Raw genomic sequence first — 22,931 nt, forward strand, 5'->3', positions numbered from 1 at the left:
CCCCTCATGCTGCCTGCTGCGCGGTGACCGTCAGCGCCGAGACGCTGGCCACGTAGGCCGCGCTCTCGACGCTCAGGACCGCCCGGAACCGGAAGGCGCGCGCCTCGAAATCGGCCGCGTCGAAGCTCTGCCACGGGCCCCAGGAGGGGCTGCCCGCCGGGTCGTCGTCGGTGGCGCTGACCTGCATGTCGACATCGCCCGATGCCGCGTCGCCCAGCCACATCGGCGCGTCCCCCGGCAGCCACATCGCCGCGTCGTCGGGTTTCCAGAACAGGTCCTCGCGCTCGGTGAAGGTCACCGTCACGTCGCCGACCAGGCGCACCGGCTGGACCGCGCCCAGGTCGATCGAGCCCGCGAACCCGTAGACCGCCTCGGTCCCGCCCGGGTCGATCACCAGCGCGCCCAGCTCGACGCTGCAGCCCGCCTTGATCCCGGCGAATCCCGGCGCCTCGACAAGGCTCGCCACCGTCGCCGTCGGCAGGATCGAGGCGGCGCGCACCACCACCGCGGCCTCGGGGCCCGGCAGGCCCGTGGCGTCATAGGGGCGGGCAAGGTACGTGCCCGATTTCAGCGGCAGCGCCGCCTCGGTCGCGACGCCCGGCACCGCCCGGCCGATGCTGGTGGAGTTCTGCCAGCTCGCCCCGGCCATCGCCGAGGCGTGGCGAAACTCGATCCGGCCGCCCTGGCGCACGTCGAGGCTCGGGTGCTGCGTCCAGTGCAGCAGCGCCACGCCCGCGGCCTGCGCGGTCAGGCCCGAAAGCGCGGCGGGCGGCGCCGCCTCGCCCAGCACCGCGACCGCGCCCGACCAGGTCCAGTCCGACCAGAGGCCGCGCGCCGTCCGCCCGCGCACCCCGAAAACGTAGATGCCCGGCCGCACGTCCTCCAGCAGGTCCTGCCCAACATCGACCAGCGGCCGGACCACCGGCGCGTCGGTGCGCAGGTCGGTCTGCGCGACGCTGGAATAGGCGCCCCAGGCGGCCGCGTCGCCGACGGCCGCGCCCGCGGCCAGCGGCGCCAGAGACGGCGCGGTGCCGTCGATCTCGGCCGTCGCATAGGCGCCCCAGGCGGCCGCGTCGCCCAACGCCGCGCCCGCGGCCAGCGGCGCCAGCGCCGGCCCTTCGCCCAGGATCGCCGTGGCGATCCCGTCGACCCATTGCCAGGCGAACTGCCAGGTGGTGACAAACGGGTTGTCGGTGTCTGTCGACAGCTGCACCCGCGTCTTGACCCCGCCGCCGCCCCGCGTCTCGTAGAGCTCCTCGGCCATCGCCGGGGCCTGCATCATCGGCTTCGCCGTGGGGCTGGGCAGGCTCGGCACGCCGCCGGCGGGTTTCGGCGTCTCCTCGCTGGTGGTCCAGTCGAAGATCGCGGGGCCGGTCTCGATGCAGGTCAGGGTGATCCCGACGCCGTCGGGGGCGACCCGCACGCGGCGCGCCAGGACCTCGAAATTCTTCTGCGTCCAGCCCCGGCGCGGGATCGTCACCCTGACGTTATCGCCCAGCCGCACGTTCCACGCGGCCAGCGAGCAGGGCAGCTCCACCCGCTTCTGCCGGCGGCCCTTGAGCAGCGCCAGCTTCATCAGGCGCTGGCCGCGGGCGTGGCTGGTCTCGCCCGGCAGCTCCTCGAGGTCGCGCACCAGCTCCTCGCCATTGTCCTCGGCCCGGTAGGCCGCCGAGGACAGCACCGGCAGGTCGGTCGCGACATGCTCGGCCGCCGCATCGGCGAACTGCGCCTTGACGGTGTTGAACTGCTCCTCGAAAGGGCGGCGGGCGCGCACCCGGATGGGGGCTACCAGCATGTCCTCGGTGATCTCGACCGCCGGCTCCTCCCAGGCCGCGCCGCCCACGGTCAGGCGGCCGCGGTCATAGGCCCACCAGCCGCCCCAGGCTGCCGACAGCTGGTCCAGGTTGGCCCGCGGGCTGTCGGCGGTGTCCAGCGCGCCGCTGAACGCGTACCGCGCCTCGGTCCCGCCCCCGGCCAGCGGCACCGCCTCGTCGGCGATGTTGGCATGCGCGACGATCGCGGCGTCGTCGAGGTCGTCGGCCGTCCAGCCGATGCCACCGAAGAACTCCGGCGTCAGGGCATAGTCGCGCAGGGCGAGGAACGGGTTCGCCGTCCACTTCACCTGCCCGTCGCGCGGGTCGAGCACCCGCTTGCCACGGAGGCGCACCCGCAGCTCGGGCACGCCGCGCGGGAACAGGTCGCGGTCATAGTCGCTCTCGAAATAGACATACGCGATGCCGCGACCGCGGTGGTGCTCGGTCCACTCCCCGGCCTGGCTGACATATCGATCGACCGCCGCCTGGTCGGCCGCGCCGTCGCGCACCACCAGCCGCACCTTGCCCCGGTAGTCGCCCGCGACCTGCCCGGCCAGCGGGCCCTCGACGCCCGCGGCGATGTCCGTCTCGTACTGCGCGCGGGTCCAGACCAGCGTCTCGCCGATCCAGATTTCCTGCGCGCCCTCGATCTCGTGGCAGGCCAGCGTCAGCACGCTGTGATAGCGCTTGTGCGGCTTGCCTCCGACCGCCGTGGTCGACCGGGCGACGATCGAGCCGCCCACGGTGCGCTCGCCATAGACGATCAGGCCGGTGGTCACCGGCTGGATCTTGTTCAGCGTGATGTCGCTGCCGCGCGGGCCGGGCTTTTCCGGCTTCTTCTGCAGCGCCATCTGCACGCCGGCCAGCACGCCCGCAAAGATCGCTTGCGTCGCGATCGCGGCGGCCGTCGCCCCGCCCACCGCGGCGCCCACGCCCGCCACCAGTGCGGCACCGATGGGGGCGGCCTCGGCCGGCGCGGCCCAGCACAGGGCGGCCAGCAGCAGGATCAGCCGATGCGCCATGCCCGCTCCGCCCCGCTCACATCGCGCCAGACCAGCCCCTCCGGCCCCAGATGCGCGGCCCGCGCCCCGGCGACGACGCCGAAGGCCCCCGGCACCAGTCCGCCGCCCGGCACCATCACCCAGTCGCCGCGCATCGCCTGCGCCGGCGGGATCGATGCCAGCCGGTCGCTGACCATCGCCTCGACGCTGGCGAAGCCCAGCCGGCGCAGCCCGCGCGCCGCGCCCAGCTCGGTCGCGTAGGCCGGCAGGTGCGGGAACGGGTCCTCACCCGTCACCGCCACGGCCGCCGCCCGGCACATCGCCAGGCAGTCGTCTTGCGGCCCCCAAGCGAAGGCGCGCCCCTCCCAGTGCCGCAGCTCCTCGGTCAGCGCGCGCTCCCAGCCCGGCACCCTTACGCGTTGCCCCATGTGTCCTCGCGGTTCTGGATCGCCTGCACCAGGTCGAAGAAACGGTCGCCCGGGAACCGCTTCTGCTGGTCCTCGGGCAGGTAGTAGAACGGCCTGGGCCGCGCGAGATCGAGCGCACGCTGTTCGCAGGCCAGCGTGGTCTCGGCCGCCTCGGGGTCGTCGGTGCTGTCGAGGTCGTCGGCCAGCCCGTCGAACACCACGTCCGCGTCGACGATCTGCCCCTCGGCGTCGAAGAGCCCCAGCAGCACCGTCACCCGCCGGCGCTGGATCGGCTCCAGCTCGGCGAGCGCGAGGATCTCCGGGTCGAGCCCGGCCAGGGTGATTCCGAGACCCGGATTGCCCTCCTGGCTGGTGCTCTCGGACTCGCCGACGGACAGGGGCCGGGCGCCGGTGCCGATATAGGTCACCCCGTCCCACTCCACCGTGCCGGTCCCGGTGAACATCGCGAGGTCGCCGGAATCGAACCGGCAGCGGACCAGCAGCCCGACGCGCAGATCGCCGCTCGCGTCCATCAGATCGCCTCGACGATCTGCAGCGTGCGCGTGCGCACGCGGGACTGGCTGACCGCATAGCCGTTGGCGGGCCCGGCCAGCGCCCAGGTGCCGTAGGGCGCCAGCATCTCGACCGCCGCGCCCACGCCGGCATCGGCGCGCAGCCGCGGCCAGACCGTGACCGCCTGGACGCCGCCGCCGTCGGGCGCACCGGCCGAGGTGACGACATGCAGATGCCCGCCCAGCGTCAGCAGGTCGCCCGCGGCCGCGGCCTCGCCGGACTGCATCTGCAAGCGCAGCGTCTGCGCGCGCGCCGTGGCCGCCACGGCGACCGAGGGGTTCGCGCTCACCGTGCCGTAGGGGCCGTCATAGTCCGGCTCGCGCAGCTCGAAGGTGCCCGCGGGCCCGCCGAGCGAGGCGAGCCACGCCTCGATCGCGGCGTTGTCGGCGCGCTCGACATGGACGAGTTCGAGCTCGGCGCGCCACATGCCCCCCATGAAGTCATAGGCGGTGGACGCGAAGCTGTAGGGCGAGCGCGTGCGCAGGGCGCTGACCACCTGCTCGCGCCTGAGCGCGGCGATCTTCACGGCCGCCGGCGGGAACGCCATCAGAGCCCCTCGCGGCGGCGGCGGGCGTAGACCTCGCGCGCCTCGTTGCGCATCGCCGGGCGCAGCGCCTCCACGATGCGGCGCGGGTCGCTGCCGTCCTGCACGGTCACCGCGAAGCTTTGGTTGATGACCATGCTTCCCATGGCCCCGCCCCGCACATGGTCGATCACGGTCTCGTTGGGATGCAGGATCGCCGGAAACCCGCCCATGCCGTCGATCCCGCCCGAACGCGGCGCCAGCCCGGTGAACCCGCCGCCCGCGAAGGACGGGAACAAGGGCGTGACGGTCCCACCGCGGCCGGTGAACGAACCGCCGCCCATGCCCCCGAACAACCCGCTGGCGATGTTGCCGATGGCCTGGTCCAGCACCATGTCCAGCATCTGCCCGGCCAGGTCCGCCAGCGCCGAGCGCGCGTCCTGCGCCCCGGTGATGACCGACTTGAAGGCATTGCCCAGCGAAGACGACCACGATCCCGCCGCGTCGGTCGCGACGTACATCGCGTCGGTCGCGCCGTCCACCACGCCGCCCAGCTCGGCCCTGACCGCACCGGCACCGTCACCGATGCCGAGCCGCAGACCCTCCATCAGGTTGGCCCCAATCTCGCGAAACACCTTCGACGGCGACTGGATCCCCAGCTTGTCCTTGACTGTCCGGGTGATGCCCCCGCCGATCTCGGTGACCGAGTCCTTGACCGCCTGCCACCGCTCGGCGATCCCCGCGCGCAGCCCCTCGACGATGTCGCGCCCGACCTGCAGGAATGCCTGCGGCCAGGCCTGCGCCAGCGCCACGAGCTCGTCGAACTTGGTCTGGACAGTGGCCTTCACGTCGCCCCAGGCCTCGACGATGCCCTCGCGCACGGCCGCGATCATCCCGTAGAAGCCCTCGGCGAAGCGCAGGTATTCCTGCCAGACCGTGCCTGCGAACTCGACGACCCGGTCCTTCGCCTGCACGATCTCGGGCCAGAACGCGACCACCGCCGCGGTCAGCGCCCCGATCCCCGCCACCGCCGCCGCCACCGGCACCCCGACGGCGCCGATCGCTGCGGCCATCACGCCGAGGCCGACCAGCACGGGGCCCATGGCGGCGCCAAGCCCCGCGACCACGACCGCGAACCGCTTGGTCTCGGGGCTGGTCTGCTGCAGCCAGTCCACGACCGTCCGCAGGCCCTCGACCAGCGGCGGCAGGAACTCCGCGATCACCGCGCCGAACTCTTCCTTCAGGTCGCCCCAGGCATTCGCCAGCTGCTTCGCCTCGCCGCCGAAGGTCCTGACCGCGGCGGCGGCCTGCCCGCCATACTGCTTCGACAGCTCGTCGAGGATCACCGCCTGCGCCTCGGCCAGCCGCCCGGTCTCGGCCAGGGACTTGATCATCTCGCGCTGGTCCTCCGAGAACTGGATCCCCGACCGCGACAAGGCCGAGAGGTTCGCGACCGGGTCGTTCAGCGCCTTGCCCAGCTGGATCGAGGCCGATTTCAGGTCGCCGTCCAGCACCGTCGACAGGTCCAGCGCCGCCATCTGCGCCCGCTCGAAATTCTCGCCCGCGATGTTGGTGAAGGTCAGCAGCTGCGCGGTGGCGTTGGCCAGGATGTTCTCGTCGCCGAAGGTGGTGACGGCCTGCATTTCCGAGGCCAGCTTGCCCAGCTCGCCCGCGGTGTACCCCGCCGCGCCGCCGGTGCTTTCCACCGCCTGGCGCACCAGTGTCATGGCGCGCTCCTGCTCGTTGAAGAGGCCCACCATGTCGCGCGCGGCCAGCGCCAGCGGCGCGGTCACCCCGATCGACAGGCCCGCGCCGATTCGGCGCATCTGCCGCCCGACCTTCTGCAGCGAGGCGGTGGCGTCCTTCAGCCCGTTCTGGAACTGCGCGCTGTCGAGCCCAAGATTGACCCGCAGTACGCCGACGACGGTGCTCATCTGACGATTACCTCCTGTTACGTGCCAACGCCGCGCCCACCCTGTCCCAGGCGGCGGCCCAGCGATGCGCGGCGGCGGCCCGGTCGGGCGCGCCCGCGATCCATTCCTCGAAGGCGGGCAGCCGCTGCGCCCGGATCAGCGCGGCCGTGGCATAGGCCAGCTCGCGCACATCGCGCGCGCGTCGCTCGGCCGCGGCGCGCACGACCCTGTCAACTTCCCTAGGGGTCAGCCGCCAGAAAAGCTCGTATGGCTCGCCCGCGGACAGCCACGCATCGAGCCAAGGGCCGATCAGGCCTTTTCCAGCGGCCTCTTGGGGTTTTCGGTTTTTTCCGTGGCTTCGGGAAAAGCGGCGCGCACCGCCGCGCCCAGAAGTTCGCCGGCACGCTTCTGGCCGAGTTCGTCCATAAGGTCGCCGGCCTCGTCCTCGGTGAACTCGCCCTCCAGCAACAGCCGGAACAGGCCGCGGATCGTGCGGAAAACGCCCTTGGCGTCGGGCTTTTCTTCGAGACGGGAGAGCGTCTCGAACAGCCCCTCGTCCTCGGCCTCCTCCCACGCGACGATCTTGTTCGTGGTCAAGCGGAGCACATACTGCTTCCCGCCGACGTCGAACGGAACATTCCCACGCGTCACGAGATCACCCGGTCATTCGTCGCCTGCAGCTCGAAGATCTTCAGCGCGACGTTGACCATCGCCTTCTCGCCGACGGTGCCGCCGGGCGTGAAGTGGTTGACGTAACCGCGGAAGGTGCGCCGGATCGCCGGCGTGTCGCCGCCCGTGTTGAACTCGATCAGCACGTCCTCGGGCGTGCCCGCGGCGGACAGCGCGGCCAGCTCGTCCAGCAGCGTGTCGCCGGCATGCCCCGACCAGAACTGCTTGGCGAAGGAGGCATCCGCGGCGGCCAGCATGCCCGGCTTGGTCTCGCGGGTGCGGCCCGGCGACTGCTGGTGCGTCACGTCGATATCGTCGGGCACCTGCTCCGGGAACGGCAGGTCCTCGACCCCGAGAATCTGCGTCCAGGTCGTGGTCTCATCGACCGTGCGACCGATCCACATCTCGTATTGATAGGCGATATCCGCCTGGCTTGCGACTTCAGCCATCCTCGGCCCTCCAGTGTGTCATGAAATCGAGGCTGACCCGGAACAGCCGGTCGCCCCCGTTCGCGTCGTCGTCCCGCCCGTCCCGCGTCGCCACGCGGAACACGCCCCTGAACCCGCCCCCGCGGTGCCCGTCGAGCGCAGCCACCACCAGGCGGGAAAGTGCCTTGGCATCGCTGTAACGGCGCGCGTAGCAATCCGCCTGAACCCGTCCCGAGAACAGCCCGTCCGGCCCCTGCTGCGTCAGCCCCTCGGCTCCGCCGATCACGTTCAGCACCACGCCGGGCCAGCCCGCGCCCTGCGGATGCGCGCCCCAGTTGACCGGCACGCCCGCCAGCGCCGCCTGCAGCAGCGCGCGGAATTCCTCTTCCATCAGCGCAACCCCGCCCGGCTCAGCGCACGGCCGATCTCGTCGGCCAGCTCGACGCGCAGGCGGCCCAGCATGGCGTGCTTGTCCTGGTCCCAGGCGGGCCGCATGAAGGGCTGGGGCGGGTGGTTCACCGTGCCGAACTCCTGGAACAGCCCGTGGAAGACCTGGCGCCGCGGCCCGACATAGACCTCGACGAAGGCCGATTCCGCACGCGCCGCCTTCAGCGCCGCCACCGCCTCGCCGCGACTGCCGCCGCCCGACAGGGCCGCCGCGAAGGCCGCCTTGCCGGCATCCGCGCCCTTGGCCCTGGCCGAAACCTCGATCGACTCGCGCAGGTCGCGGTCCATGTTGAATGTCGCCGGATTGTCCGGCGCCAGCTGGCGTATCAGCCTGGCCATCGGCTCGGCGGCCGCAACCAGCGCCCGCCGGCCCGCACCCCGGGCCACGGCCTTCGACAGCTTGCCCAGCTCGCGGTCGAGCTCCTTGAACCCCGAGAGCTTGACGGTCTCGGCCATCAGTCCGCCCTCGCTCCCGCGGTGATCTCCAGCCACTGGCGGCGGCCGATCTCCTTGATCCCGGTGATCCCGTAGCTCACGCCCTCGCAGACCAGCCGGTCGGCCGGGGTGATGTTGCGGGTGAACGCGGTCGATCGCACCGTGAACCGCGTGGTCACATGCGCCGCGACCTCGCCCGCGCGCCAGCGCTCGCCATCGGCGATGTCGCGCTTGCCCGCCCAGACCGGCGCGCCGTAGGCCACGAACTCGCCGGCCGCGGTGGTGAACCCGTCATCGGCGGGCGCGTAACTCCCCCAGCTCGCCGCCCCGCCCAGGCTGTCGCCGGCCTCCAGCCCGACCAGCGCGGGGTCCTCGCCCTCGATATGCGACAGGCGCAGCACCTGCACGCGCCGGTCCAGCTGGCCGCCCATCAGGCCGCCGCCCACTCGCAGGGTCGGCGGTATCGCTGCTGCTGGATGATCCGGCGCGCACCGAACGCGACGCGCTTCTGGACCATGTCCTCGGTCGCGATGCCGGCATCGTACCAGTCCTTCGCGATCAGGATCACCGCCTCGGCCAGGTGGCGCGGTACCGCGGATGCGCCGACCGTCGCCGTCACCTTCAGGGCCGCCCCGTCGGCCACCCCGTCAAGGAACCCGGCGGGCAGCACGAGCTGCGGCTCGTCATGCCCGGCTTCCAGCCAGGCCAGCGCCGCGTCCAGGTCGGCCCACGCCCCGCCGACCTCCTGCCAGGCGATCGCCGAAACCGCGCTGACGGGCGCGACCGGGAACCACCAGCGCAGCCCGCCGACCGCGCGCGGATGGAACTCGACCTCGCGCGGGGTCATCGGGCGTCGCGTCGCCGCCTCCACCAGGTCCTGCGCCGCGGACAGGCAGGCCCCGATGCGAAGATCGTCTTCCACATCGTCCGGCCCCATATGCACCGCCCGCTTGAACTCGGCGGCGCTGACGGCCTGCGGGGCCTGCCCGATCACCTTCATCGCCCGGGCGCCTTACTTCGCGCCCTGCTTCGGCGGCGCGCCGGCGGCCTTGCCCTCCGCACCGTCGGCGGCCAGCGCGGCCTCGCGCTCGGCCAGGGCGGCCGCGCGGGCCTCGAGCGCGGCTTCCCGCGCCGAGAGTGCCGCGATGTCGTCGGGCGCCGCCGCGATCTTCTTCTCCGCCTCCGGATCGTAGGGCCGGGCAGGCGCGGCATCGCCCGCGGTCAGCTTCTTCGCCGTCACGGCGTCGAAACCCGCGATGTCGCCCTTGATGTAGCGTCCGTGGCTGCGCACGAACTTCACGATGACCTTCTCGCTCATCGGGTGGTCCTTTCTCGGTCAGGGAATGGGGGCCGCCCGGCACGCGCAGGGCGGCCGCGACGCGTCAGAGCGACCAGGCGACGGCGCGGAAGCCCGCGATCGCCTCGTCATGGGCCGGCGCCAGGTCGTGCTCCGAGGTGGCGCGCATCAGCGTCAGGTCGTTCTGGAACGCGCTGATCGTGTCGCCGTTCGTGTCGACATAGGCCGCCTCGGTCGAGACCGCGAGCGTGATGCGCATCGCGTCGCCGATCATGATCTCGTTGAAATCGGCGAAGTAGATCTCGGTCTCGTTCGACCCGGTCCCCAGGTTGTCGGGGATCTGCGAGGTGGTGCGGATCGGATAGCCCTTGAGCGTGCCGGAGGCCTCGATCGAGGGGAAGATGTAGTTGCCGTTCGCATCCCGCAGCGAGGCCAGGTAGTTCTTGGCGCTCGCCCGCATGATCCAGCCGGGCCGCACCATGCCGACATCGGAATCCTCCACCGCGTCGACACAGCGGCGGATCGCCGCCTCGGCCGCGGCCGCGTTGGCCGCGACATCCGCCGTCCAGTGCGCCGACGGCGCCCAGTTCAGCAGGCCGACCGGGTCGTTCGACAGCCCGTCGCCGCGCAGGAACGCCAGGTCCTCGCGCAGCCCCATCACCTTCAGCAGGTCGTCGCGCGCGACCCGCGCCATCTCGACGCTGGAATGGCGCAGCAGCGAGTTGGACATCGGCACCAGGGCGCGCAACAGCTTGAAGCTCTTGTCCACCTTGTCGAAGGTCAGCTCGCTCTCGGCCACGGCCGTGGTCTCGGCCCCGTAGGTGGCGGTCGCCGATCCGCTCTGGCGGGCATGGCGCAGCTCGCCCGCGGGCATCGGCATCGTCCGGGCGCCCGAGGCGCGCACCGCCACCCGCGGCCGCAGGAGCTCGATCAGCTCGGACGACTGCGCCTGCGGGATGGTCACCCCGCCCGCGCTGTCGCTGGCCCCCGACATGATCGCGGCGACGCCGGAATGGCCCGCCTCCTCCAGACGCTGGGCCGCGCGGTCGCGGTCGCCCTTGGCGCCCGCCAGCGCGTGCAGCATGAAGCCCACCTCGACGCCCTTGTCCTCGGGCTTCGCCGCGCGGGCGGGATGCGGGGCCTGCCCGGGTGCGGCCGGCGTCTCGTCGCCTCCGGACGCGGCCGCGGCCTGGGCCGCCTCCACCGCCTCGGCACGCTGGACGGCCGCGTTGGCGGACTCGAACGCCGCCTGCGCCGCGGCAAAGGCGGTTTCGGCCGCCGTCATCGCCTCGGCATCGGGCGCACCCTCGCCATCCTCGAGCGCGGCGATCGCGTCGGCGCACTCCTGCATCTTGTCGGCCGCGGCCTTGCGGTCGCGGCGCAGGTCGTCCAGGTCTTTCGGCATCTCTGCTCTCCTTTGATCCGTGACCGCCTCGCGCGGGCCACAACGAAAAGGCCCCGCCGATGGCAGGGCCGCTCAACGCGCCGCGAGGGCGTCGTGTCTCAGGTCCGGGCCGCCGCGCCCGCCGCCGCCGCCAGCGCCCTCCGCCCGCGCGACGCCTCTCGCCGGGGCTGCGGCGCATGGGCCGCGAAGACGCGGTCATAGAACGCCGCCCGGGTCTCGATCCGGTCGGCCAGGCCGCGGGCCACCGCCTCGTCCGGATCGAAACACGCGCCGCCGTCGGCTGGATCGTCGGTCACCGACAGCCGCGCGGCCAGCGCCCCGGGCTCGATCCCGCGGCCCGCCGCGATATCGGCGTGGAACCTGGCTTCCCAGGAATCCAGGTCGCGCTGGATCTCGGCGCGGCCCGCCTCGGTCTCGGGGTTCGGCACCTTGGCGCGGGCGTGGGACGATACGAAGATCGACCACTTGTCGCCCATGACGTCGGGCGCCACCGGCCAGACACCCATGCGCACCGTCCCGATCGAGCCGACCATGGAGCCCGGGGTCATCACGATCTCGCTCGCCTGGCTGGCCAGGTGATAGCCCATGCTCGCCGCGAGCGGGCTGACCAGGGCGTAGACCGGCTTCGCCGCGGCCAGCGCGCGGATCGCCCCGACCGCGGCCGCGCCGCCGAGGATCAGGCCGCCGGGCGTGTCGAACTCCAGCACCGCGGCCGCGACCTCGTCATTCGCCGCCAGCTCGGCACAGGCGGCTTCCACGCCCTGGTGCGTCGCCCAGCCCATCCAGCGCTCCAGCAGCTCCGAGTTCGGGGTCAGGATGCCACGCACCGGCATCACCGCCACGCCGCGGGCGACGGCGTAGCGCTCGCCCCGCGCGATCTCGACCGGCCCGGCCGAAACGGCGCCCGGCATCTCGGCTTCCGGAACCGGCATCGCCAGCAGGCCCCGGGCGTGCCGCTCGTCCAGCGCCGCGACCGTCCCGGCCAGCAGGGCACCGATGGTGCAGGGCGTCGTCATTCGTCGGTCTCCTCGTTCTGGGCCGCGCCGTCGTCGCGGGTCATGTTGGGCGCGGGGTTCAGCCGGTCGCCGCCGGGGATCGGGCCGCGGCCGTCCACCTCACGCGCCTCGTCGGGCGTCAGGAAAGGCCCGCCGACGGCTTTCTGCAGGGCCTCGTAGCGCTCCTTCGTCGTGGCCTGCATCAGCGCATCGTAATCGTGATGCAGGAACAGGCCCCGCCGGCGCTCGCCCGCCGTGAGGACCCCCAGCGTCAGCTGCGCGCCGACGAACTGCCCCCAGTGCAGCAGGCAGTCCGAGCGGTAGTCGATCGCCTGCTGCTCGCCGTTGGCCTTCACGCCGTGCTCCAGCATCTGCAGCTTGGACGGCGGCACCCGGTAGATCGCCGCGATCTGCTCGCGGTCGAACTTCCGGCTGTCCAGCAGCTCCCTGTCTGCCGGCGATATGTCCAGCGACTTGATGTCGTCGCCCGCACCGATAATCGGGACACCGTTGGCCTCGGGGTCCTCCAGCGCGTTGCGCACGCGCCGCGCGTTGCGCGTCCAGGCCTCGTCGTCCTCGTAGACATCCTCCATCTTCATGACGGCGCGCAACTGCACGCCCGATACCGCCCGCGCCGCCGCTTCCTGGCCGGCCAGCGCCAGCCCGACCGACTCGGCGGCCACCTGCAGCGGGCTGCGGCCGGTCCAGCCGTCCTCGGCCATGTAGCGCAGGTGCACCATGATGCGGCCGGGCGCCCGGCGCGCCACGCCGGCCCCGTCCTCGAAATCGTAGAACCGCTCGCGGCCATATGCCGTCTCGGCACAGCGGTCGGGGCGGATCACGTCCAGCAGCACGATCTCGCCGGCCCCGTCCCGCGGGGCGTAGGCATAGGCCCGCCCGCGCAGGCAGAACGCGTAGGCCAGCGCGAATCGGGCCACGTTGGCGGGCACGCCGGGCGAGGCCTCGACGTTCAGCAGGTAGTTCGCCGGATGCTCCCGCACCGGCTCGATCCGGCCGCCCGGCAGCCGCTGCGACACGGACAGAGGCAGTTTCGACAGGTCGCCCGCGATCACGTTGCAGCAGGCAAAGACGGTGGCGTGCCGCTGGGCGATCACCGGCGTGACCACCGGCAGCGACCGCACGCGCGACTGCGGACCGCCCCAGAAATCGCGGAACCAGGGCGCCGGGTCCACGGTCCCCGAGGCCTCTGCCGCCGTCATCGGCGGCTCGACCCGCACCGGCGCCGCGGCCGGGCGGCCGCCGCGGCCCATCAGTCTGCCGATCATGCCCGTCATACCGTCGCCACGTCCCTTGCCTTGCGCCTGCCCTCGGCCGCCACCGCCCGGCCCACCGCCATGATCGCCGCGACCGCGGGGTCGATCCGCCCGGTCGACCGCCGCTTGTTCGGCTTGATGTTCTCGGCCGGGTCCTCGTCCCGGAACACGTTGCCCACCGCCCAGGCCAGCACAGGGTTGCCGCCATGGCGCAGCCGGCCGTTCATGACCCGCCGCTCGAACTCCTTCATCGGCGCCGACATCGAGGCATAGCCCTGGCCGTGCTCGACCAGCGGAATCTTCCGCGCGACCAGCGCCTTGACGATCGAGCGCATGCCCCAGCGGTCATAGGCCAGCTCGCGCAGGTCGAAATACTCGGCGATCCAGGCGATCCGCTCGACGATGGCGTCCTCGTCGATCGACCCGCCCCGGTGCACCTCCAGCCAGCCGCCGTCGCGCCAGGCGACGAACTCGCGGTTCTCGGTCTGGGCGCGCGCGATGAACCCTTTCGGCCCCTCCGGCAGGAAGGTGTAGCAGACCAGGTGGATCAGACCGTCCACCGGCACCGCCACCACGATCGCCGTGGTGTCTGTCGTGTTCGACAGATCCAGCGCCGCCCAGGCGGGGCGTCCCCTGAGCATGGCCAGATCGAAGGGCTGACCGCCCCTGTCCCAGACGTCCCGCGCGATCCAGCCCTGGGCGCCCTCGGTCCACAGGTTCAGGTGCAGCCGCCGGAAGTTCGGCATCTTGCCCTGGATCGCCTCGGCTTGGGCGTAGAGCTGCGCGAAATCCTCCTCCCGGAACGCCACCCCGAAATTCGGATTCGCCATGCGCCACGCCACCGGGTCGGCCGGGTCGCAATCGGCCGGCGGCTCGGCGATGAAGGCGAAGAAGCTGTCATCGGCGACCTCGCCCTTGAGCACCTTCTCGCCGTAGCGCCTCAGTTCGCCGCAGACGCTCGCGATGTCGGCGCCGGCGGTGGTGATCGCCCAGTCGATCGGCTGCGACCGCGCGAGCATCGAGTTGACGATGACCTCGGCGAGCTCCCGGTCGGTCCAGCGGTGCACCTCGTCGCGCGCGGCGAAATGCGGGTTGATCCCGTCGGCCGACTGGCCGTCGCGGCTCAGCGCCTTGATGATCCCGTTGGTCGGCGGCGTCTCGATCGAGCCGCGCCAGACGTTCATCAGCTGCATCAGCGCCGGGCTCGCCCGGACCATCCGCTTCAGGTCCTCGAACAGCAGGCCCGCCTGGTCGCGGGTCACAGCCGCGCAGTAGCATTCCGGGGTCTGCTCCCCGTCGAAGAGCTGCGTGTAGAGCGCGGGCACCGCGGTGTCCGTGGTCTTGCCGTTCTTCTTGGCCACCTGGTGATAGGTGGACCGGAACCGGCGCCGCCCGTCCGCCTGCTTCCAGCCGAAGACCGATCCGTGGCGGAACGCCTGCCAGGGCTCCAGCGCCAGCGGCGCGCCCGCCATCGGCCCCTTTGTGTGGCGGATCATCTTCGCGAAGTTCAGCACCCGGTTCGCCGCCTCGACGTCGAACCACAGGCCCCGGTCGCCGCCCTCCTCGAGGTCGCGCAGGTGCCGCTCGCAGGCCAGCCGCACCAGCTCGGCCGCGACGATGCGGCCCTCCACCACGTCGATCGCATAGCGCGAAACCGGGTGGTCAAGCGGATCCATTGAGCGACTTCTCCAGCTCGGCCAGCAGGTCGAACTGGCCGTTGCTGGCCATCCGTTTCTCGTCCACGGGCGAGAACCCGAAAAGCGCCGACAGCCGCGCCATGGTCGCGATCGCTTCCTGCCGCTGGCCCCAGGCGGCGCGCTTCTTCTCCTGCTTGCCGTTGCGGGTCTTCGTCTCGAAATACTTGCCGAACGCGGCCAGGTCCCCGGTGGCCTCGACGAAGGCGGCGACGGCTTCGCAATAGGCCGCGAAGAGGTCTTCGAACTGGGGCTCCAGCCGGTCCTTCGCGATCAGGATCGGCGCCAGCCGATCCCAGGCCTTGCGACCCTCGTCCGACAGGAAGTCCGGCGCGTCCGGCACCGGCCGGCGCACGTCGCCCTTCATGGGCACCACGTTGTCCAGCCTCGGTTTCGCGCCTCGCATGTCCTGTCCTCTCTGCCACCGCCGCCCTGCCCGCGACCTCCTATCCACTTCAACCCAGTGGCTTTTTTCCCCAATTCCCCCCGCACAAAAACATAGGTTTGCGCGCCGGTCTCCCGTGGGGGTCAGGGATTTTGGGACACCCCCCGGTCCCCGTGGAACACCTCGCGGGCCGTCTTGCGGCTGTGGCATCTCTTGCACAGCGCCTGCCAGTTCGACCGATCCCAGAACTTGCGCACGTCGCCGCGATGCGGTTCGACATGGTCGACCTCCTCGGCCTCGACCACCAGGCCGAGGTCGCCGCAATCGACGCAGAGCGGGTGGCGCCGCAGATACGTCTCGCGCGCCCGCCGCCAGGCCGCCGTCTTGTAGAGCGCCGCACCCTTCCGGGCTACGGCCGAGTCCTTCGCCCGTGCCTTCCGCGCCCGCGCCCGCGCCGCGCGCTCCGCCGCGTGCTCGTCGCACAGCGCGCCGCCGGGCAGCGCGAGCTCGTCGCAGCCGGGCGCCCGGCAGAGCTTGCGAATGGTCATGACCTGTTCGGGAGCGGAAACGAAAATGCGCCGCGACGTTCCCGCCCGGCGCACTTTCCGATGATGTCACTATTCGCACCACAGACGAGGCAACCCGTCAAGGGGGGTCCCCCCGAAATTCCCCTCAGAGATGGATCACCGCGATGTCAGGCCGCCGCCTGGGCCCGGCCATCCGGTCCAGCGCCTCCGCAAGCGCCGAGCGCAGCAGGCCCCGCACGCGCGCGTCCGCAGCCCAGCCATGCCGCCGCAGAACATCGCTGAGCGTCGCATCCTCCAGGCAGACCATGTCGACCAGCGCCCGATCCGGGATCGCCACCCGCGCGCCCCGCTTCGACGGCCGGACCTTGCGCAGCGACAGCGCCTCGCCCTCGCCGATCCGCGCGCGCAGCCGGGCGATCGCATCCCGGTCGCGCAGCACCGCGTCGATGAACGACCCGCCACCGCCGGACGAGGCCCGCAACGCCTCGACCGAGGAACAGCGCAGGCCGGCAGCCGCGTGCCGTTCGACCAGCGTGCGGTACCACCGGCCCATCGCAACCTGGCCCGGCGTGAACGGCGCCGCCGCCTTGCGCCGCGCCGCCTGGGCGGCCATGACGTCGAAGGCATCGGCGACCTGCAGCGCGGCGCGGCCCATGTGGCCCGCGGGCTTCTGCTCCCAGTCGTTCTCGCCGTTGGGATACAGCGCCATCGGCCGGAACGCCCGCACCGGGCCGCGGGCGGGCGCCTCGGGGATCTCCGGGCCGCAGTCGGGCGGGACATGCCCGCGCGCACGCACCTCCGCGATGCGCGCCTCCTCGGCGGCCCTGCGCGCCAGCGCCTCGAACTCCTGCAGCCTTCTCATGCCGTGCGCTCCCCTGCCTGGACGATGTCGAGCACGCGCGCGCGGGTGGCGAGGTAGCCGTCCAGCCAGTCGCGATCGGACGGCGCCACCGCGCCGTCCTCGGCCAGCTCGGCGATCCGCCGCCGCCGCCGGGCGTTCTCTTCCGCCTCGCGGCGGATGGTGTGCCAGCCATAGTCGCCGATCGGCGGCTGGCCGAACTTCTTGAGGTAGAGGAACAGCTCGACGGCATAGCCGCCCTCGGCCGCCGCGCGCCCGGCGGCCGATTGCAGCATGCTGCGCACCAGGCGGCTTTCCGAGGCGGGCGGCGGCTCGATCCGGCGCGCCCAGTTGCAGATCGAGACCTCGGCGGGCCAGACGTTCCGCGCCTTGCCCTCGGCGTGGCGCTCGACCACCTCGGCCAACGCCGCCAGGCCGTCCTCGGTCATGTAGGCCAGCCGCGCCGCCAGCCGGTCGAGCGCACCCTCGTGCTCGGCCAGCGTGACCCGCGCCCGCCGGACCATGCCCCGCGCCTCCAGCGGCTCGACCAGCCACGCCCGTACCCGGGCCTTGCCCTCTCTCAGCGCCTCGCCTTCCATCTGCGCCTCCTTCTCTGCCAGACCCCGTCTCGGGGGTTATCCACAGGCCCCACCGGGCCGAACGGCGATGTTCCTGTCTATTTCCCTGTCCCTGTCCCTGTCGTGGCGGACAGTCTCAGACTGTCCGAAGACTGTCCCGGACTGTCCGGCGGACAGTTCCGGACAGTCCGCCTAGGTCTCGGCGGGGCCTCTCCTCCGGTGCAGGGAAAATGCGTGGTTCGACCAGGCCGCGATCGCGCGCTCGTGCCACTCGGCGCTGCGATAGGCGCAGCCCTGGTCGGTCAGCCAGTCATCCATCCACAGGATCGCCGCGTCGTTCTTGGCCAGCTCGGGATGGAAGCCCGCGACCCGCTCGCGCAGCCGGCGCAGGCGCTTGGCGGCGTTCGCGGCCTCGTTCTTGGCGCGGTTGTCCTCGCGCCGCGACACGGCATCGAGCACCATCTTCAGCACCCGCGGGTGGAACAGGCGCACCTCGTCGCCGCAGCGACAGCGCTGCCAGCGATGCAGCGGGCCGAATGCCCCGTCGCACATCCGCCTGAGCCGCGCGAGGTCCACCATCAACAGCTTGGCCAGCTGCTCGATATCGTCGGGCAGCGTGCCCACGGGCTTCTGGTCCTGGCTGATGCAGATCAGGTCGAAATAGAGCGCCCGCGCCTCCTCGGTGCCCTTGAGCCGCATCTCCGAGTTCAGCCATTCGCGATGGAACCAGGCGATGAAGTAATGCCCGTGCAGATCGTCGCCGACCGCCAGCGGATAGTCCGGCAGGTCGTCGACCTCGACGGGCTGGAGCAGCGCGGCGGTCATGCCGAACCCTCCCCGTCATCCAGGACGGCGTCGATCAGCCCGTCGGACGCCACCGCGTCCAGCAGGCGCGCGGACAGCTCCGACACGGACAGGCCCCGCGCCTCGGCCGCGCGCTCAAGCTTGCGCCGGGTCGCCACCGCAACCCGCACACGCAGCCAGCATTCACCCGGCCGGGGCCGCGGGGCGGTGTTGAACCGCGGGATCGCATGGCCACCGCGACGCGCATCCTTGAGGATCTGGTAGATCGCCGAGACCGGCGCGTCGAACTCGGCGGCGATCTCGCCGGGCCGCTTGCCGGCCTTGGCGGCGGCGATGGCGGCGTCTCGGAACGGGGCTGCCGGCGGCATCCTCACACCCCCAGCGCTTCGCGGTAGAGCTGCAGGACAGCCTCTTCCTCGGCGATGTCGTCGCGGTCGCGTTTTCTCAGCGCGATCACCTTGCGCAGCACCTTGGTGTCATAGCCCCGCGCCTTGGCCTCGGCCATCACCTCCTTCATCTGGTCGGCGATGTCCTTCTTCTCGGCCTCCAGCCGCTCGAAGCGCTCGCAGAAGCTGCGCAGCTCGTCGGCGGCGACCCGGTAGACGCCCTCGCGCACCTCGGCATCCTCGGCCGTCTCCTTCATCGGCGCCCGCCCGTTCGACGCGGCGGCCCCGACCATCGCGCCGATCCCCTCCGCCACGCGGAACGCGCCCGGCAGCTCGTCCACCGCGACCTCGCGCTTTCCGACATGGTTGGCGGCCGTCACCACGCCCTCGGCCTCCAGCGCCTCCATCAGCGCCGAGGCGCGAGCATACCCGATGCCGAACTGGCGCTGCAGCCCGGTGACCGAGGCCTTGCCGGTCTCGACGACATGGCGCGCGGCCGAGACCGTAAGCGCGTCCAGGAACCCCGCTGCCGCGCGCTCCAGGTCGCCGCCGGTGAACGCCACGCTCCGCCCGTCGGGACCGGTGATCTCCATCTGCACGTCCTTGGGCATGTCCTGCCTCCCCATGTCACGCCGCCTCCCCGAACTTGCCGGCCTCGTCGCCCCAGACCGCCCAGCCGGGCCGGTCGGTGCGGCTGAAGAGCTCGATCCGCCGCGCCCCGGGCATAAGCGCCTCGGCCGCCGCGTACGCCTCGTCGGGCTTGCGGGAATGCGCGCGCGCCGCGCCCTCGATCACCGAGCGGACGCTGCGCGTGGTCCTGGGCGCGCCGCGCACGCCGACCAGGTAGGGCTCGCCCGCATTGCGAAAGATGTAGCCGGTGCCGAAGGCAAGCTTGCCGGTCGCGGGGTTGCGCTTGGACCAGTGCCCGGCGGCCTTGTACTCGAACGCCCAGGCGTCGAGCACCGCGAAGGCCTCGCGCAGCATCGGGTTGGTGGCCCAGAGCCACAGCAGGCAGTTCTCGGCCGCCAGCACGCTGACCGGCAGCGCCTCGATCCAGCCGAGCGGCGTGCAGGCGTAGTGCGCCTTCGCGTTCTTCGCCTCGCCCGCGGCCGACCAGTTGTCGAAGGACCAGGGCGGATCGGCCATGATCAGGTTGAAGCCCCCGGTGGGCCTGAGCGCGATGAACTCCTGCACCAGCCCGCGCCCCGCCATCACGCCGCCCCCGCCGCGAATTCCGGCCGCTCCGCGACGCGCGCCGCGCCGATCCCGGCCTGCCACAGCGCCTGCAACGCCTCGCCGTCGATCCCGGCCAGCGCGCAGACCATGTGGAAATCGCGGCTCCCGATCCAGGCCGCCGCCTGCGCCCGGGCGACGGGGCCGAGGCCGGCGCCGCGGCCATGGGCGTTGCACCACCCCTCCCACAGCACCGCGCACCATAGCGCCCGGCAGGGCTCGACCCTGGCCGGCGGCGCCAGCTCGGCCGACAGCTCCGGCAGGCTCATCTGCATGCCCTGTCCTCCATCGGCACCAGCCGGTCGCCGCAGGGCGACCGCGCCACGCGAAAGGCCCGCGCCGGGCGCAGGTCGCGGGTCCGGCCGGGCACGCGCGGTTCGATCAGGCCCAGCCGCTCCAGCCGGGCGACCCGCCAGCCGATGGTGCCCCGCGAGGCGATGCCGCAGGCGCGGGCCAGCTCGGCATAGGTCGGGCCGGTGCCGGTCGCGCGCAGGTGCCGCGCGATCGCGGCGACCAGGCGCCAGTCGGCGGCGGTGGGGATGGCGTGGGGCGATCGTGCGGTCATGCGGCCTCCGTCGCGCGGCGGCGCAAGGCCGCGATCAGCGCCTGCTGTTCGTCCAGTCCCTTGATCGGGCACAGCGCGTTCCAGCGGTCGCGCGCCTCTTCCCGCGCGACGCCCAGCCGCTCGGCGGCCAGCGACAGCCCGTCGCCGCGCACCAGAGCGTAGGCGAGCGCCAGGTCGGCCTCCGGCGTCCAGGGCGCGGCATGCCCCAGCGCGTCCAGGTGCGCCTCGACCTGCCGCGCGGACAGCGGCGCCCGCGGCGCGCCGCCCTCCCCGCCCAGGGAGGAGGGGCGGGCGGCAGGCCGAGGCGGCGCCGCCCGAGGGACCGTCGCCGGTATCGGGGCGGGTTCGGATGCCGGCGGCGCCTCGGCCGCGCCTTCCATGCCGTTCTCGGCGATCCACTTGCGCAGCTTTGCGCACTTTACGCTGACCGACTTGCGCGAGCGGTGCGGCACCGCCTCGGCGACCTCGGCCTGCGTGCCCCCGCGGGACAGGATGCCCACGGCGGTCTGCAGCTCCTCGTCGGTCCAGTCGCCCGGACGGCCGCGCGACCGGGGCGCGCGGGGCCGAGGTGCCGCCGGGGCCTTGTCGGCCTTCTCGGCGGCACCCTCCTGCCCCTCGGACGCCCCCGCCGCCGGATCGACCGCGCCACCCGGGGGAAAGTCGGGCTGCACGTGCCGGGCGGCGGGGGCTTGTCCCGGCGCGGTGCTGCTACCTCCGGCCGGGATCTCGGGTTTCGCGGTCTCGACCGCCGCGGCCCCGGCCACGGGCCGGAACTGCGACAGACCTGCAAGCGGCAGGCGCAGCACCAGCGCGTCGCCGCAGCCCTCCAGCTCCACGGCATGGCCATCGGCACGCAGGGCCTCGGCGGTGCTGCCGACCAGACCCACCGCACGAACCCAGCGGTCGGCCTCGGCCCGGAGCCGATCGACAGCGGCCTGCAGCTCGTCATGGGTCATGCGGCGTATCCAGCTTTCTGGTCAAAAACTTTTGCAGCGCCGCCAGGCGCGCGGCGGCGCAATACGCCGCCGCCGAGACGCCAAGGCAGCCGACAATCGACACGGTCACCATGGCGCGCAGCGCCCGATATGCCTGCCTCACGGGTCATCCCTCCAGGTGCTCGCTCATTTCCGGGCCGTGCCGCAGGAAGGCGAGCGCCACCACGTCACCGCTGGGGCGGTTCAGCCCGTCCCACCAGTTCAGGGCGGTCTGGTAGCGAACGCCGAAATTGACGGCGACCTCTTCGGGGTTGCGGTAGTTCGCCCGCAGGAACTCTGAAAACCGGGCGGCGAAGACCGCGCGAAAGCCGCGCGGATCAAGAACTTTGGGCAATGACTTTTGCATCCCTTCTCCCTCATGCTGGGTGCGTGGAGAAGGCACCGGCTGAAACTGGGAGAAGGAGCAGGGGGGCGTCGCGGTCATGCGGCGTCCTCACGGCGTTCGGGGGGCGGGTTCGCGGCCATGAACTCGCGCAGCCGGTCGACGACCTTCATCGTCGGGCTCGACCGGCCATCCTTCCACGAATCCCACTGGCCCCAGCCCGCGCCGATGGCATCGCGCAGCACCTTCTGCGGGACCTTGTCCCAGGCGGCGGCGTAGGCTTCGACTTCGGCGATCAGCTTGTCCATGCGGCGCACTATGGGAATTTATTCCGCATTTGGCAAGGGAATTCATTCCGCTCGCACCAAGGACTCGCGTGGCGGACCTTGGGGCAATGGCGAAAGACCCTTTCATAGAGGGCCTGCGGCGCGTTTTCGACGCGGACCCGGACCTGAAGCCCGCGACCGTCTCGGCCCGCGCGGGCCTGGACAAGTCGACCATTCGCAAGATGCTCGACCGCCCCGAGCATTCGCCGCGCCACGCGACGGCCGAGCGGATCGCCAACGCCCTCGGCATGGCGGTGGCCGATATCACTGCCCTCGGCGGCGGGTTCGCGTCCGCGCCGACCGAAACGCACTCGCAGGGCTTTGGCGAGCCCGAAGTCGCAACGCTGACCGCTATTGGCCAGCATTCAGCGCGACTGAACGAGGTGGCCCGCGCCTTGGCGCCCGACCTGCGCACCCACGCCTTCTACGTCGTTGGCCGCCACCTGCCCGAGCTGCTGCTGAAAACCGGCGACGTGCTGGTCTGTGACCTGAACCCGCCGCCCGACCCCGCGCCGGGCACCATCGTCCTGGTCAACGTGGCCGACCCCGACACCGGCAGCGCCCAGACCCTCGTCCGCCGCCTCTACCCGCCCTTCCTGGCGGGCGACCCCTCGAACGGCGACACCCCCGCCCGCTTCGACCCCGAAACCATGGCGATCATGGGCGTCGTCGTGGCGTCCTTCCGGCTGAACACCCGACAGCAGGCACCGGCCGAGGCCTGACCCCTACTCGGCCGACAGGATGTTGAATCAGCCGCGGGCGCCTAGCGCAGCCCGAACTGTGCCTTTGAAACCAGCGCGTCGTTCTGGAACATCGCGTTCATGTTCGCGCCGAAGCCGCGCCCTTCCCACATGAACATCGTCGTCACGATACCCGCCATATCCATGTGCGACATCACCACCCCGTCGCAGCCCAGAACCGCGACGGCCTCGGCATAGCTCATGCCGGTTCTCAGGGCACCGAACTGCGCCAGGCTGACCTTGCAATCGCTCGCATGCAAAACGCCGGCGCTCGACGCCACCGCCACACCGACCGCCGCGGCCGTCAGAACACGCTTCACGCGGCCGGCCGCCTCGAACACACCTCTTTCACCCATC

General features: G+C 72.1%; 33 protein-coding genes and 1 pseudogene. 1 reads left to right on the plus strand and 33 read right to left on the minus strand.

Going from position 1 to position 22,931, the window contains the following annotated elements:
- Positions 1-4 precede the first annotated feature (4 nt).
- The 32 genes and pseudogenes from BUR28_RS08275 to BUR28_RS08425 form a co-directional block, all read right to left on the minus strand.
- Complete coding sequence (locus BUR28_RS08275) at positions 5-2,836, minus strand: phage tail protein (protein WP_074219691.1); 2,832 nt, start codon at positions 2,834-2,836, stop codon at positions 5-7.
- Positions 2,821-3,243 (minus strand): DUF6950 family protein, encoded by a 423-nt coding sequence (locus BUR28_RS08280; protein WP_139307531.1) that lies wholly within the window; start codon positions 3,241-3,243, stop codon positions 2,821-2,823. Before BUR28_RS08280 ends, BUR28_RS08275 begins: the two co-directional genes overlap by 16 nt.
- The gene (locus tag BUR28_RS08285; protein WP_074219693.1) at positions 3,228-3,755 is read right to left on the minus strand and encodes a hypothetical protein; all 528 of its coding nucleotides are present in this window, start codon (positions 3,753-3,755) and stop codon (positions 3,228-3,230) included. The genes BUR28_RS08280 and BUR28_RS08285 overlap by 16 nt, the downstream gene beginning before the upstream one ends.
- On the minus strand, positions 3,755-4,342 hold the full coding sequence (locus tag BUR28_RS08290; protein ID WP_074219694.1) for a hypothetical protein: 588 nt from the start codon (positions 4,340-4,342) through the stop codon (positions 3,755-3,757). The genes BUR28_RS08285 and BUR28_RS08290 overlap by 1 nt, the downstream gene beginning before the upstream one ends.
- A complete protein-coding gene (locus tag BUR28_RS08295; protein ID WP_074219695.1) occupies positions 4,342-6,252 on the minus strand; it encodes a phage tail tape measure protein in 1,911 nt (636 codons plus the stop codon). The genes BUR28_RS08290 and BUR28_RS08295 overlap by 1 nt, the downstream gene beginning before the upstream one ends.
- Before the next feature lie 7 nt (positions 6,253-6,259).
- Positions 6,260-6,454 (minus strand): hypothetical protein, encoded by a 195-nt coding sequence (locus tag BUR28_RS08300; protein WP_074219696.1) that lies wholly within the window; start codon positions 6,452-6,454, stop codon positions 6,260-6,262.
- A gap of 86 nt (positions 6,455-6,540) precedes the next feature.
- The gene (locus tag BUR28_RS08305) at positions 6,541-6,828 is read right to left on the minus strand and encodes a hypothetical protein (RefSeq protein WP_139307532.1); all 288 of its coding nucleotides are present in this window, start codon (positions 6,826-6,828) and stop codon (positions 6,541-6,543) included.
- A 50-nt stretch (positions 6,829-6,878) separates the two neighbouring features.
- Complete coding sequence (locus BUR28_RS08310; RefSeq protein WP_074219698.1) at positions 6,879-7,349, minus strand: phage tail protein; 471 nt, start codon at positions 7,347-7,349, stop codon at positions 6,879-6,881.
- Positions 7,342-7,719, minus strand: a complete 378-nt coding sequence (locus BUR28_RS08315) for a tail completion protein gp17 (RefSeq protein WP_074219699.1) — start codon at positions 7,717-7,719, stop codon at positions 7,342-7,344. Before BUR28_RS08315 ends, BUR28_RS08310 begins: the two co-directional genes overlap by 8 nt.
- Positions 7,719-8,231 carry an HK97-gp10 family putative phage morphogenesis protein gene (locus BUR28_RS08320; RefSeq protein WP_074219700.1) on the minus strand — a complete coding sequence of 171 codons (513 nt, stop codon included), beginning with the start codon at positions 8,229-8,231 and terminating at the stop codon, positions 7,719-7,721. Before BUR28_RS08320 ends, BUR28_RS08315 begins: the two co-directional genes overlap by 1 nt.
- Positions 8,231-8,641, minus strand: a complete 411-nt coding sequence (locus BUR28_RS20590) for a head-tail adaptor protein (protein ID WP_083626778.1) — start codon at positions 8,639-8,641, stop codon at positions 8,231-8,233. Before BUR28_RS20590 ends, BUR28_RS08320 begins: the two co-directional genes overlap by 1 nt.
- On the minus strand, positions 8,641-9,210 hold the full coding sequence (locus BUR28_RS08330; protein ID WP_074219701.1) for a head-tail connector protein: 570 nt from the start codon (positions 9,208-9,210) through the stop codon (positions 8,641-8,643). Before BUR28_RS08330 ends, BUR28_RS20590 begins: the two co-directional genes overlap by 1 nt.
- A 12-nt stretch (positions 9,211-9,222) precedes the next feature.
- Positions 9,223-9,528, minus strand: a complete 306-nt coding sequence (locus BUR28_RS08335; RefSeq protein ID WP_074219702.1) for a hypothetical protein — start codon at positions 9,526-9,528, stop codon at positions 9,223-9,225.
- Between the two features lie 64 nt (positions 9,529-9,592).
- Entirely contained in the window at positions 9,593-10,912 is a 1,320-nt protein-coding gene (locus tag BUR28_RS08340; protein WP_074219703.1) for a phage major capsid protein, read from the minus strand.
- A gap of 98 nt (positions 10,913-11,010) precedes the next feature.
- Complete coding sequence (locus BUR28_RS08345) at positions 11,011-11,928, minus strand: S49 family peptidase (protein ID WP_074219704.1); 918 nt, start codon at positions 11,926-11,928, stop codon at positions 11,011-11,013.
- Entirely contained in the window at positions 11,925-13,193 is a 1,269-nt protein-coding gene (locus BUR28_RS08350) for a phage portal protein (protein ID WP_074221567.1), read from the minus strand. The genes BUR28_RS08345 and BUR28_RS08350 overlap by 4 nt, the downstream gene beginning before the upstream one ends.
- Positions 13,194-13,198: 5 nt before the next feature.
- Positions 13,199-14,857: a terminase large subunit gene (locus BUR28_RS08355; RefSeq protein ID WP_074219705.1), complete on the minus strand. Its 1,659-nt coding sequence runs from the start codon at positions 14,855-14,857 to the stop codon at positions 13,199-13,201.
- On the minus strand, positions 14,844-15,281 hold the full coding sequence (locus BUR28_RS08360) for a P27 family phage terminase small subunit (protein WP_074219706.1): 438 nt from the start codon (positions 15,279-15,281) through the stop codon (positions 14,844-14,846). Before BUR28_RS08360 ends, BUR28_RS08355 begins: the two co-directional genes overlap by 14 nt.
- A gap of 122 nt (positions 15,282-15,403) precedes the next feature.
- On the minus strand, positions 15,404-15,808 hold the full coding sequence (locus tag BUR28_RS08365; RefSeq protein WP_074219707.1) for an HNH endonuclease: 405 nt from the start codon (positions 15,806-15,808) through the stop codon (positions 15,404-15,406).
- Between the two features lie 124 nt (positions 15,809-15,932).
- On the minus strand, positions 15,933-16,649 hold the full coding sequence (locus tag BUR28_RS08370; RefSeq protein ID WP_074219708.1) for a hypothetical protein: 717 nt from the start codon (positions 16,647-16,649) through the stop codon (positions 15,933-15,935).
- A complete protein-coding gene (locus BUR28_RS08375; RefSeq protein WP_074219709.1) occupies positions 16,646-17,224 on the minus strand; it encodes a hypothetical protein in 579 nt (192 codons plus the stop codon). The genes BUR28_RS08370 and BUR28_RS08375 overlap by 4 nt, the downstream gene beginning before the upstream one ends.
- 171 nt (positions 17,225-17,395) lie before the next feature.
- The gene (locus tag BUR28_RS08380; RefSeq protein WP_139307533.1) at positions 17,396-18,028 is read right to left on the minus strand and encodes a hypothetical protein; all 633 of its coding nucleotides are present in this window, start codon (positions 18,026-18,028) and stop codon (positions 17,396-17,398) included.
- The gene (locus BUR28_RS08385) at positions 18,025-18,375 is read right to left on the minus strand and encodes a hypothetical protein (protein WP_074219710.1); all 351 of its coding nucleotides are present in this window, start codon (positions 18,373-18,375) and stop codon (positions 18,025-18,027) included. The genes BUR28_RS08380 and BUR28_RS08385 overlap by 4 nt, the downstream gene beginning before the upstream one ends.
- Positions 18,376-18,377: 2 nt before the next feature.
- Positions 18,378-18,650: a DUF2312 domain-containing protein gene (locus tag BUR28_RS20595; RefSeq protein ID WP_074221569.1), complete on the minus strand. Its 273-nt coding sequence runs from the start codon at positions 18,648-18,650 to the stop codon at positions 18,378-18,380.
- A gap of 93 nt (positions 18,651-18,743) precedes the next feature.
- A pseudogene (locus BUR28_RS20600) lies at positions 18,744-19,019 on the minus strand (DNA translocase FtsK); the annotation flags it as partial.
- Position 19,020: 1 nt separating this feature from the next.
- Entirely contained in the window at positions 19,021-19,605 is a 585-nt protein-coding gene (locus BUR28_RS08400) for an MT-A70 family methyltransferase (RefSeq protein WP_074219711.1), read from the minus strand.
- Positions 19,605-19,901, minus strand: a complete 297-nt coding sequence (locus BUR28_RS08405) for a hypothetical protein (RefSeq protein ID WP_074219712.1) — start codon at positions 19,899-19,901, stop codon at positions 19,605-19,607. Before BUR28_RS08405 ends, BUR28_RS08400 begins: the two co-directional genes overlap by 1 nt.
- Complete coding sequence (locus BUR28_RS08410; RefSeq protein ID WP_074219713.1) at positions 19,892-20,191, minus strand: LexA family protein; 300 nt, start codon at positions 20,189-20,191, stop codon at positions 19,892-19,894. The genes BUR28_RS08405 and BUR28_RS08410 overlap by 10 nt, the downstream gene beginning before the upstream one ends.
- Entirely contained in the window at positions 20,188-21,147 is a 960-nt protein-coding gene (locus BUR28_RS08415; RefSeq protein ID WP_074219714.1) for a hypothetical protein, read from the minus strand. The genes BUR28_RS08410 and BUR28_RS08415 overlap by 4 nt, the downstream gene beginning before the upstream one ends.
- Positions 21,137-21,289 (minus strand): hypothetical protein, encoded by a 153-nt coding sequence (locus BUR28_RS20010; protein ID WP_175566920.1) that lies wholly within the window; start codon positions 21,287-21,289, stop codon positions 21,137-21,139. Before BUR28_RS20010 ends, BUR28_RS08415 begins: the two co-directional genes overlap by 11 nt.
- A gap of 3 nt (positions 21,290-21,292) precedes the next feature.
- Positions 21,293-21,610: a hypothetical protein gene (locus BUR28_RS08420; RefSeq protein WP_254813713.1), complete on the minus strand. Its 318-nt coding sequence runs from the start codon at positions 21,608-21,610 to the stop codon at positions 21,293-21,295.
- Positions 21,607-21,816: a hypothetical protein gene (locus tag BUR28_RS08425; RefSeq protein WP_074219716.1), complete on the minus strand. Its 210-nt coding sequence runs from the start codon at positions 21,814-21,816 to the stop codon at positions 21,607-21,609. The genes BUR28_RS08420 and BUR28_RS08425 overlap by 4 nt, the downstream gene beginning before the upstream one ends.
- Positions 21,817-21,902: 86 nt before the next feature.
- Between BUR28_RS08425 and BUR28_RS08430 the strand changes: the two genes are divergently transcribed.
- Positions 21,903-22,556, plus strand: coding sequence for a helix-turn-helix domain-containing protein (locus tag BUR28_RS08430; protein ID WP_074219717.1), 654 nt, complete (start codon positions 21,903-21,905; stop codon positions 22,554-22,556).
- Between the two features lie 41 nt (positions 22,557-22,597).
- Here BUR28_RS08430 and BUR28_RS20375 read toward each other — a convergent pair whose 3' ends face one another.
- A complete protein-coding gene (locus tag BUR28_RS20375; RefSeq protein WP_217693513.1) occupies positions 22,598-22,930 on the minus strand; it encodes a hypothetical protein in 333 nt (110 codons plus the stop codon).
- Position 22,931 lies beyond the last annotated feature (1 nt).

It is taken from the genome of Rhodovulum sp. ES.010 (assembly GCF_900142935.1).
In the GTDB taxonomy this organism is placed as follows: domain Bacteria; phylum Pseudomonadota; class Alphaproteobacteria; order Rhodobacterales; family Rhodobacteraceae; genus Rhodovulum.

What these genes read in the sequence shown, in the direction of transcription:
- BUR28_RS08275 (WP_074219691.1), bottom strand. Translation starts at nt 2,836, where the DNA reads ATGGCGCATCGGCTGATCCTGCTGCTGGCCGCCCTGTGCTGGGCCGCG.
- BUR28_RS08280 (WP_139307531.1), bottom strand. Translation starts at nt 3,243, where the DNA reads ATGGGGCAACGCGTAAGGGTGCCGGGCTGGGAGCGCGCGCTGACCGAG.
- BUR28_RS08285 (WP_074219693.1), bottom strand. Translation starts at nt 3,755, where the DNA reads ATGGACGCGAGCGGCGATCTGCGCGTCGGGCTGCTGGTCCGCTGCCGG.
- BUR28_RS08290 (WP_074219694.1), bottom strand. Translation starts at nt 4,342, where the DNA reads ATGGCGTTCCCGCCGGCGGCCGTGAAGATCGCCGCGCTCAGGCGCGAG.
- BUR28_RS08295 (WP_074219695.1), bottom strand. Translation starts at nt 6,252, where the DNA reads ATGAGCACCGTCGTCGGCGTACTGCGGGTCAATCTTGGGCTCGACAGC.
- BUR28_RS08310 (WP_074219698.1), bottom strand. Translation starts at nt 7,349, where the DNA reads ATGGCTGAAGTCGCAAGCCAGGCGGATATCGCCTATCAATACGAGATG.
- BUR28_RS08315 (WP_074219699.1), bottom strand. Translation starts at nt 7,719, where the DNA reads ATGGAAGAGGAATTCCGCGCGCTGCTGCAGGCGGCGCTGGCGGGCGTG.
- BUR28_RS08320 (WP_074219700.1), bottom strand. Translation starts at nt 8,231, where the DNA reads ATGGCCGAGACCGTCAAGCTCTCGGGGTTCAAGGAGCTCGACCGCGAG.
- BUR28_RS20590 (WP_083626778.1), bottom strand. Translation starts at nt 8,641, where the DNA reads ATGGGCGGCCAGCTGGACCGGCGCGTGCAGGTGCTGCGCCTGTCGCAT.
- BUR28_RS08330 (WP_074219701.1), bottom strand. Translation starts at nt 9,210, where the DNA reads ATGAAGGTGATCGGGCAGGCCCCGCAGGCCGTCAGCGCCGCCGAGTTC.
- BUR28_RS08335 (WP_074219702.1), bottom strand. Translation starts at nt 9,528, where the DNA reads ATGAGCGAGAAGGTCATCGTGAAGTTCGTGCGCAGCCACGGACGCTAC.
- BUR28_RS08340 (WP_074219703.1), bottom strand. Translation starts at nt 10,912, where the DNA reads ATGCCGAAAGACCTGGACGACCTGCGCCGCGACCGCAAGGCCGCGGCC.
- BUR28_RS08345 (WP_074219704.1), bottom strand. Translation starts at nt 11,928, where the DNA reads ATGACGACGCCCTGCACCATCGGTGCCCTGCTGGCCGGGACGGTCGCG.
- BUR28_RS08350 (WP_074221567.1), bottom strand. Translation starts at nt 13,193, where the DNA reads ATGATCGGCAGACTGATGGGCCGCGGCGGCCGCCCGGCCGCGGCGCCG.
- BUR28_RS08355 (WP_074219705.1), bottom strand. Translation starts at nt 14,857, where the DNA reads ATGGATCCGCTTGACCACCCGGTTTCGCGCTATGCGATCGACGTGGTG.
- BUR28_RS08360 (WP_074219706.1), bottom strand. Translation starts at nt 15,281, where the DNA reads ATGCGAGGCGCGAAACCGAGGCTGGACAACGTGGTGCCCATGAAGGGC.
- BUR28_RS08365 (WP_074219707.1), bottom strand. Translation starts at nt 15,808, where the DNA reads ATGACCATTCGCAAGCTCTGCCGGGCGCCCGGCTGCGACGAGCTCGCG.
- BUR28_RS08370 (WP_074219708.1), bottom strand. Translation starts at nt 16,649, where the DNA reads ATGAGAAGGCTGCAGGAGTTCGAGGCGCTGGCGCGCAGGGCCGCCGAG.
- BUR28_RS08375 (WP_074219709.1), bottom strand. Translation starts at nt 17,224, where the DNA reads ATGGAAGGCGAGGCGCTGAGAGAGGGCAAGGCCCGGGTACGGGCGTGG.
- BUR28_RS08380 (WP_139307533.1), bottom strand. Translation starts at nt 18,028, where the DNA reads ATGACCGCCGCGCTGCTCCAGCCCGTCGAGGTCGACGACCTGCCGGAC.
- BUR28_RS08385 (WP_074219710.1), bottom strand. Translation starts at nt 18,375, where the DNA reads ATGCCGCCGGCAGCCCCGTTCCGAGACGCCGCCATCGCCGCCGCCAAG.
- BUR28_RS20595 (WP_074221569.1), bottom strand. Translation starts at nt 18,650, where the DNA reads ATGAAGGAGACGGCCGAGGATGCCGAGGTGCGCGAGGGCGTCTACCGG.
- BUR28_RS08400 (WP_074219711.1), bottom strand. Translation starts at nt 19,605, where the DNA reads ATGGCGGGGCGCGGGCTGGTGCAGGAGTTCATCGCGCTCAGGCCCACC.
- BUR28_RS08405 (WP_074219712.1), bottom strand. Translation starts at nt 19,901, where the DNA reads ATGCAGATGAGCCTGCCGGAGCTGTCGGCCGAGCTGGCGCCGCCGGCC.
- BUR28_RS08410 (WP_074219713.1), bottom strand. Translation starts at nt 20,191, where the DNA reads ATGACCGCACGATCGCCCCACGCCATCCCCACCGCCGCCGACTGGCGC.
- BUR28_RS08415 (WP_074219714.1), bottom strand. Translation starts at nt 21,147, where the DNA reads ATGACCCATGACGAGCTGCAGGCCGCTGTCGATCGGCTCCGGGCCGAG.
- BUR28_RS08420 (WP_254813713.1), bottom strand. Translation starts at nt 21,610, where the DNA reads ATGACCGCGACGCCCCCCTGCTCCTTCTCCCAGTTTCAGCCGGTGCCT.
- BUR28_RS08425 (WP_074219716.1), bottom strand. Translation starts at nt 21,816, where the DNA reads ATGGACAAGCTGATCGCCGAAGTCGAAGCCTACGCCGCCGCCTGGGAC.
- BUR28_RS08430 (WP_074219717.1), top strand. Translation starts at nt 21,903, where the DNA reads ATGGCGAAAGACCCTTTCATAGAGGGCCTGCGGCGCGTTTTCGACGCG.
- BUR28_RS20375 (WP_217693513.1), bottom strand. Translation starts at nt 22,930, where the DNA reads ATGGGTGAAAGAGGTGTGTTCGAGGCGGCCGGCCGCGTGAAGCGTGTT.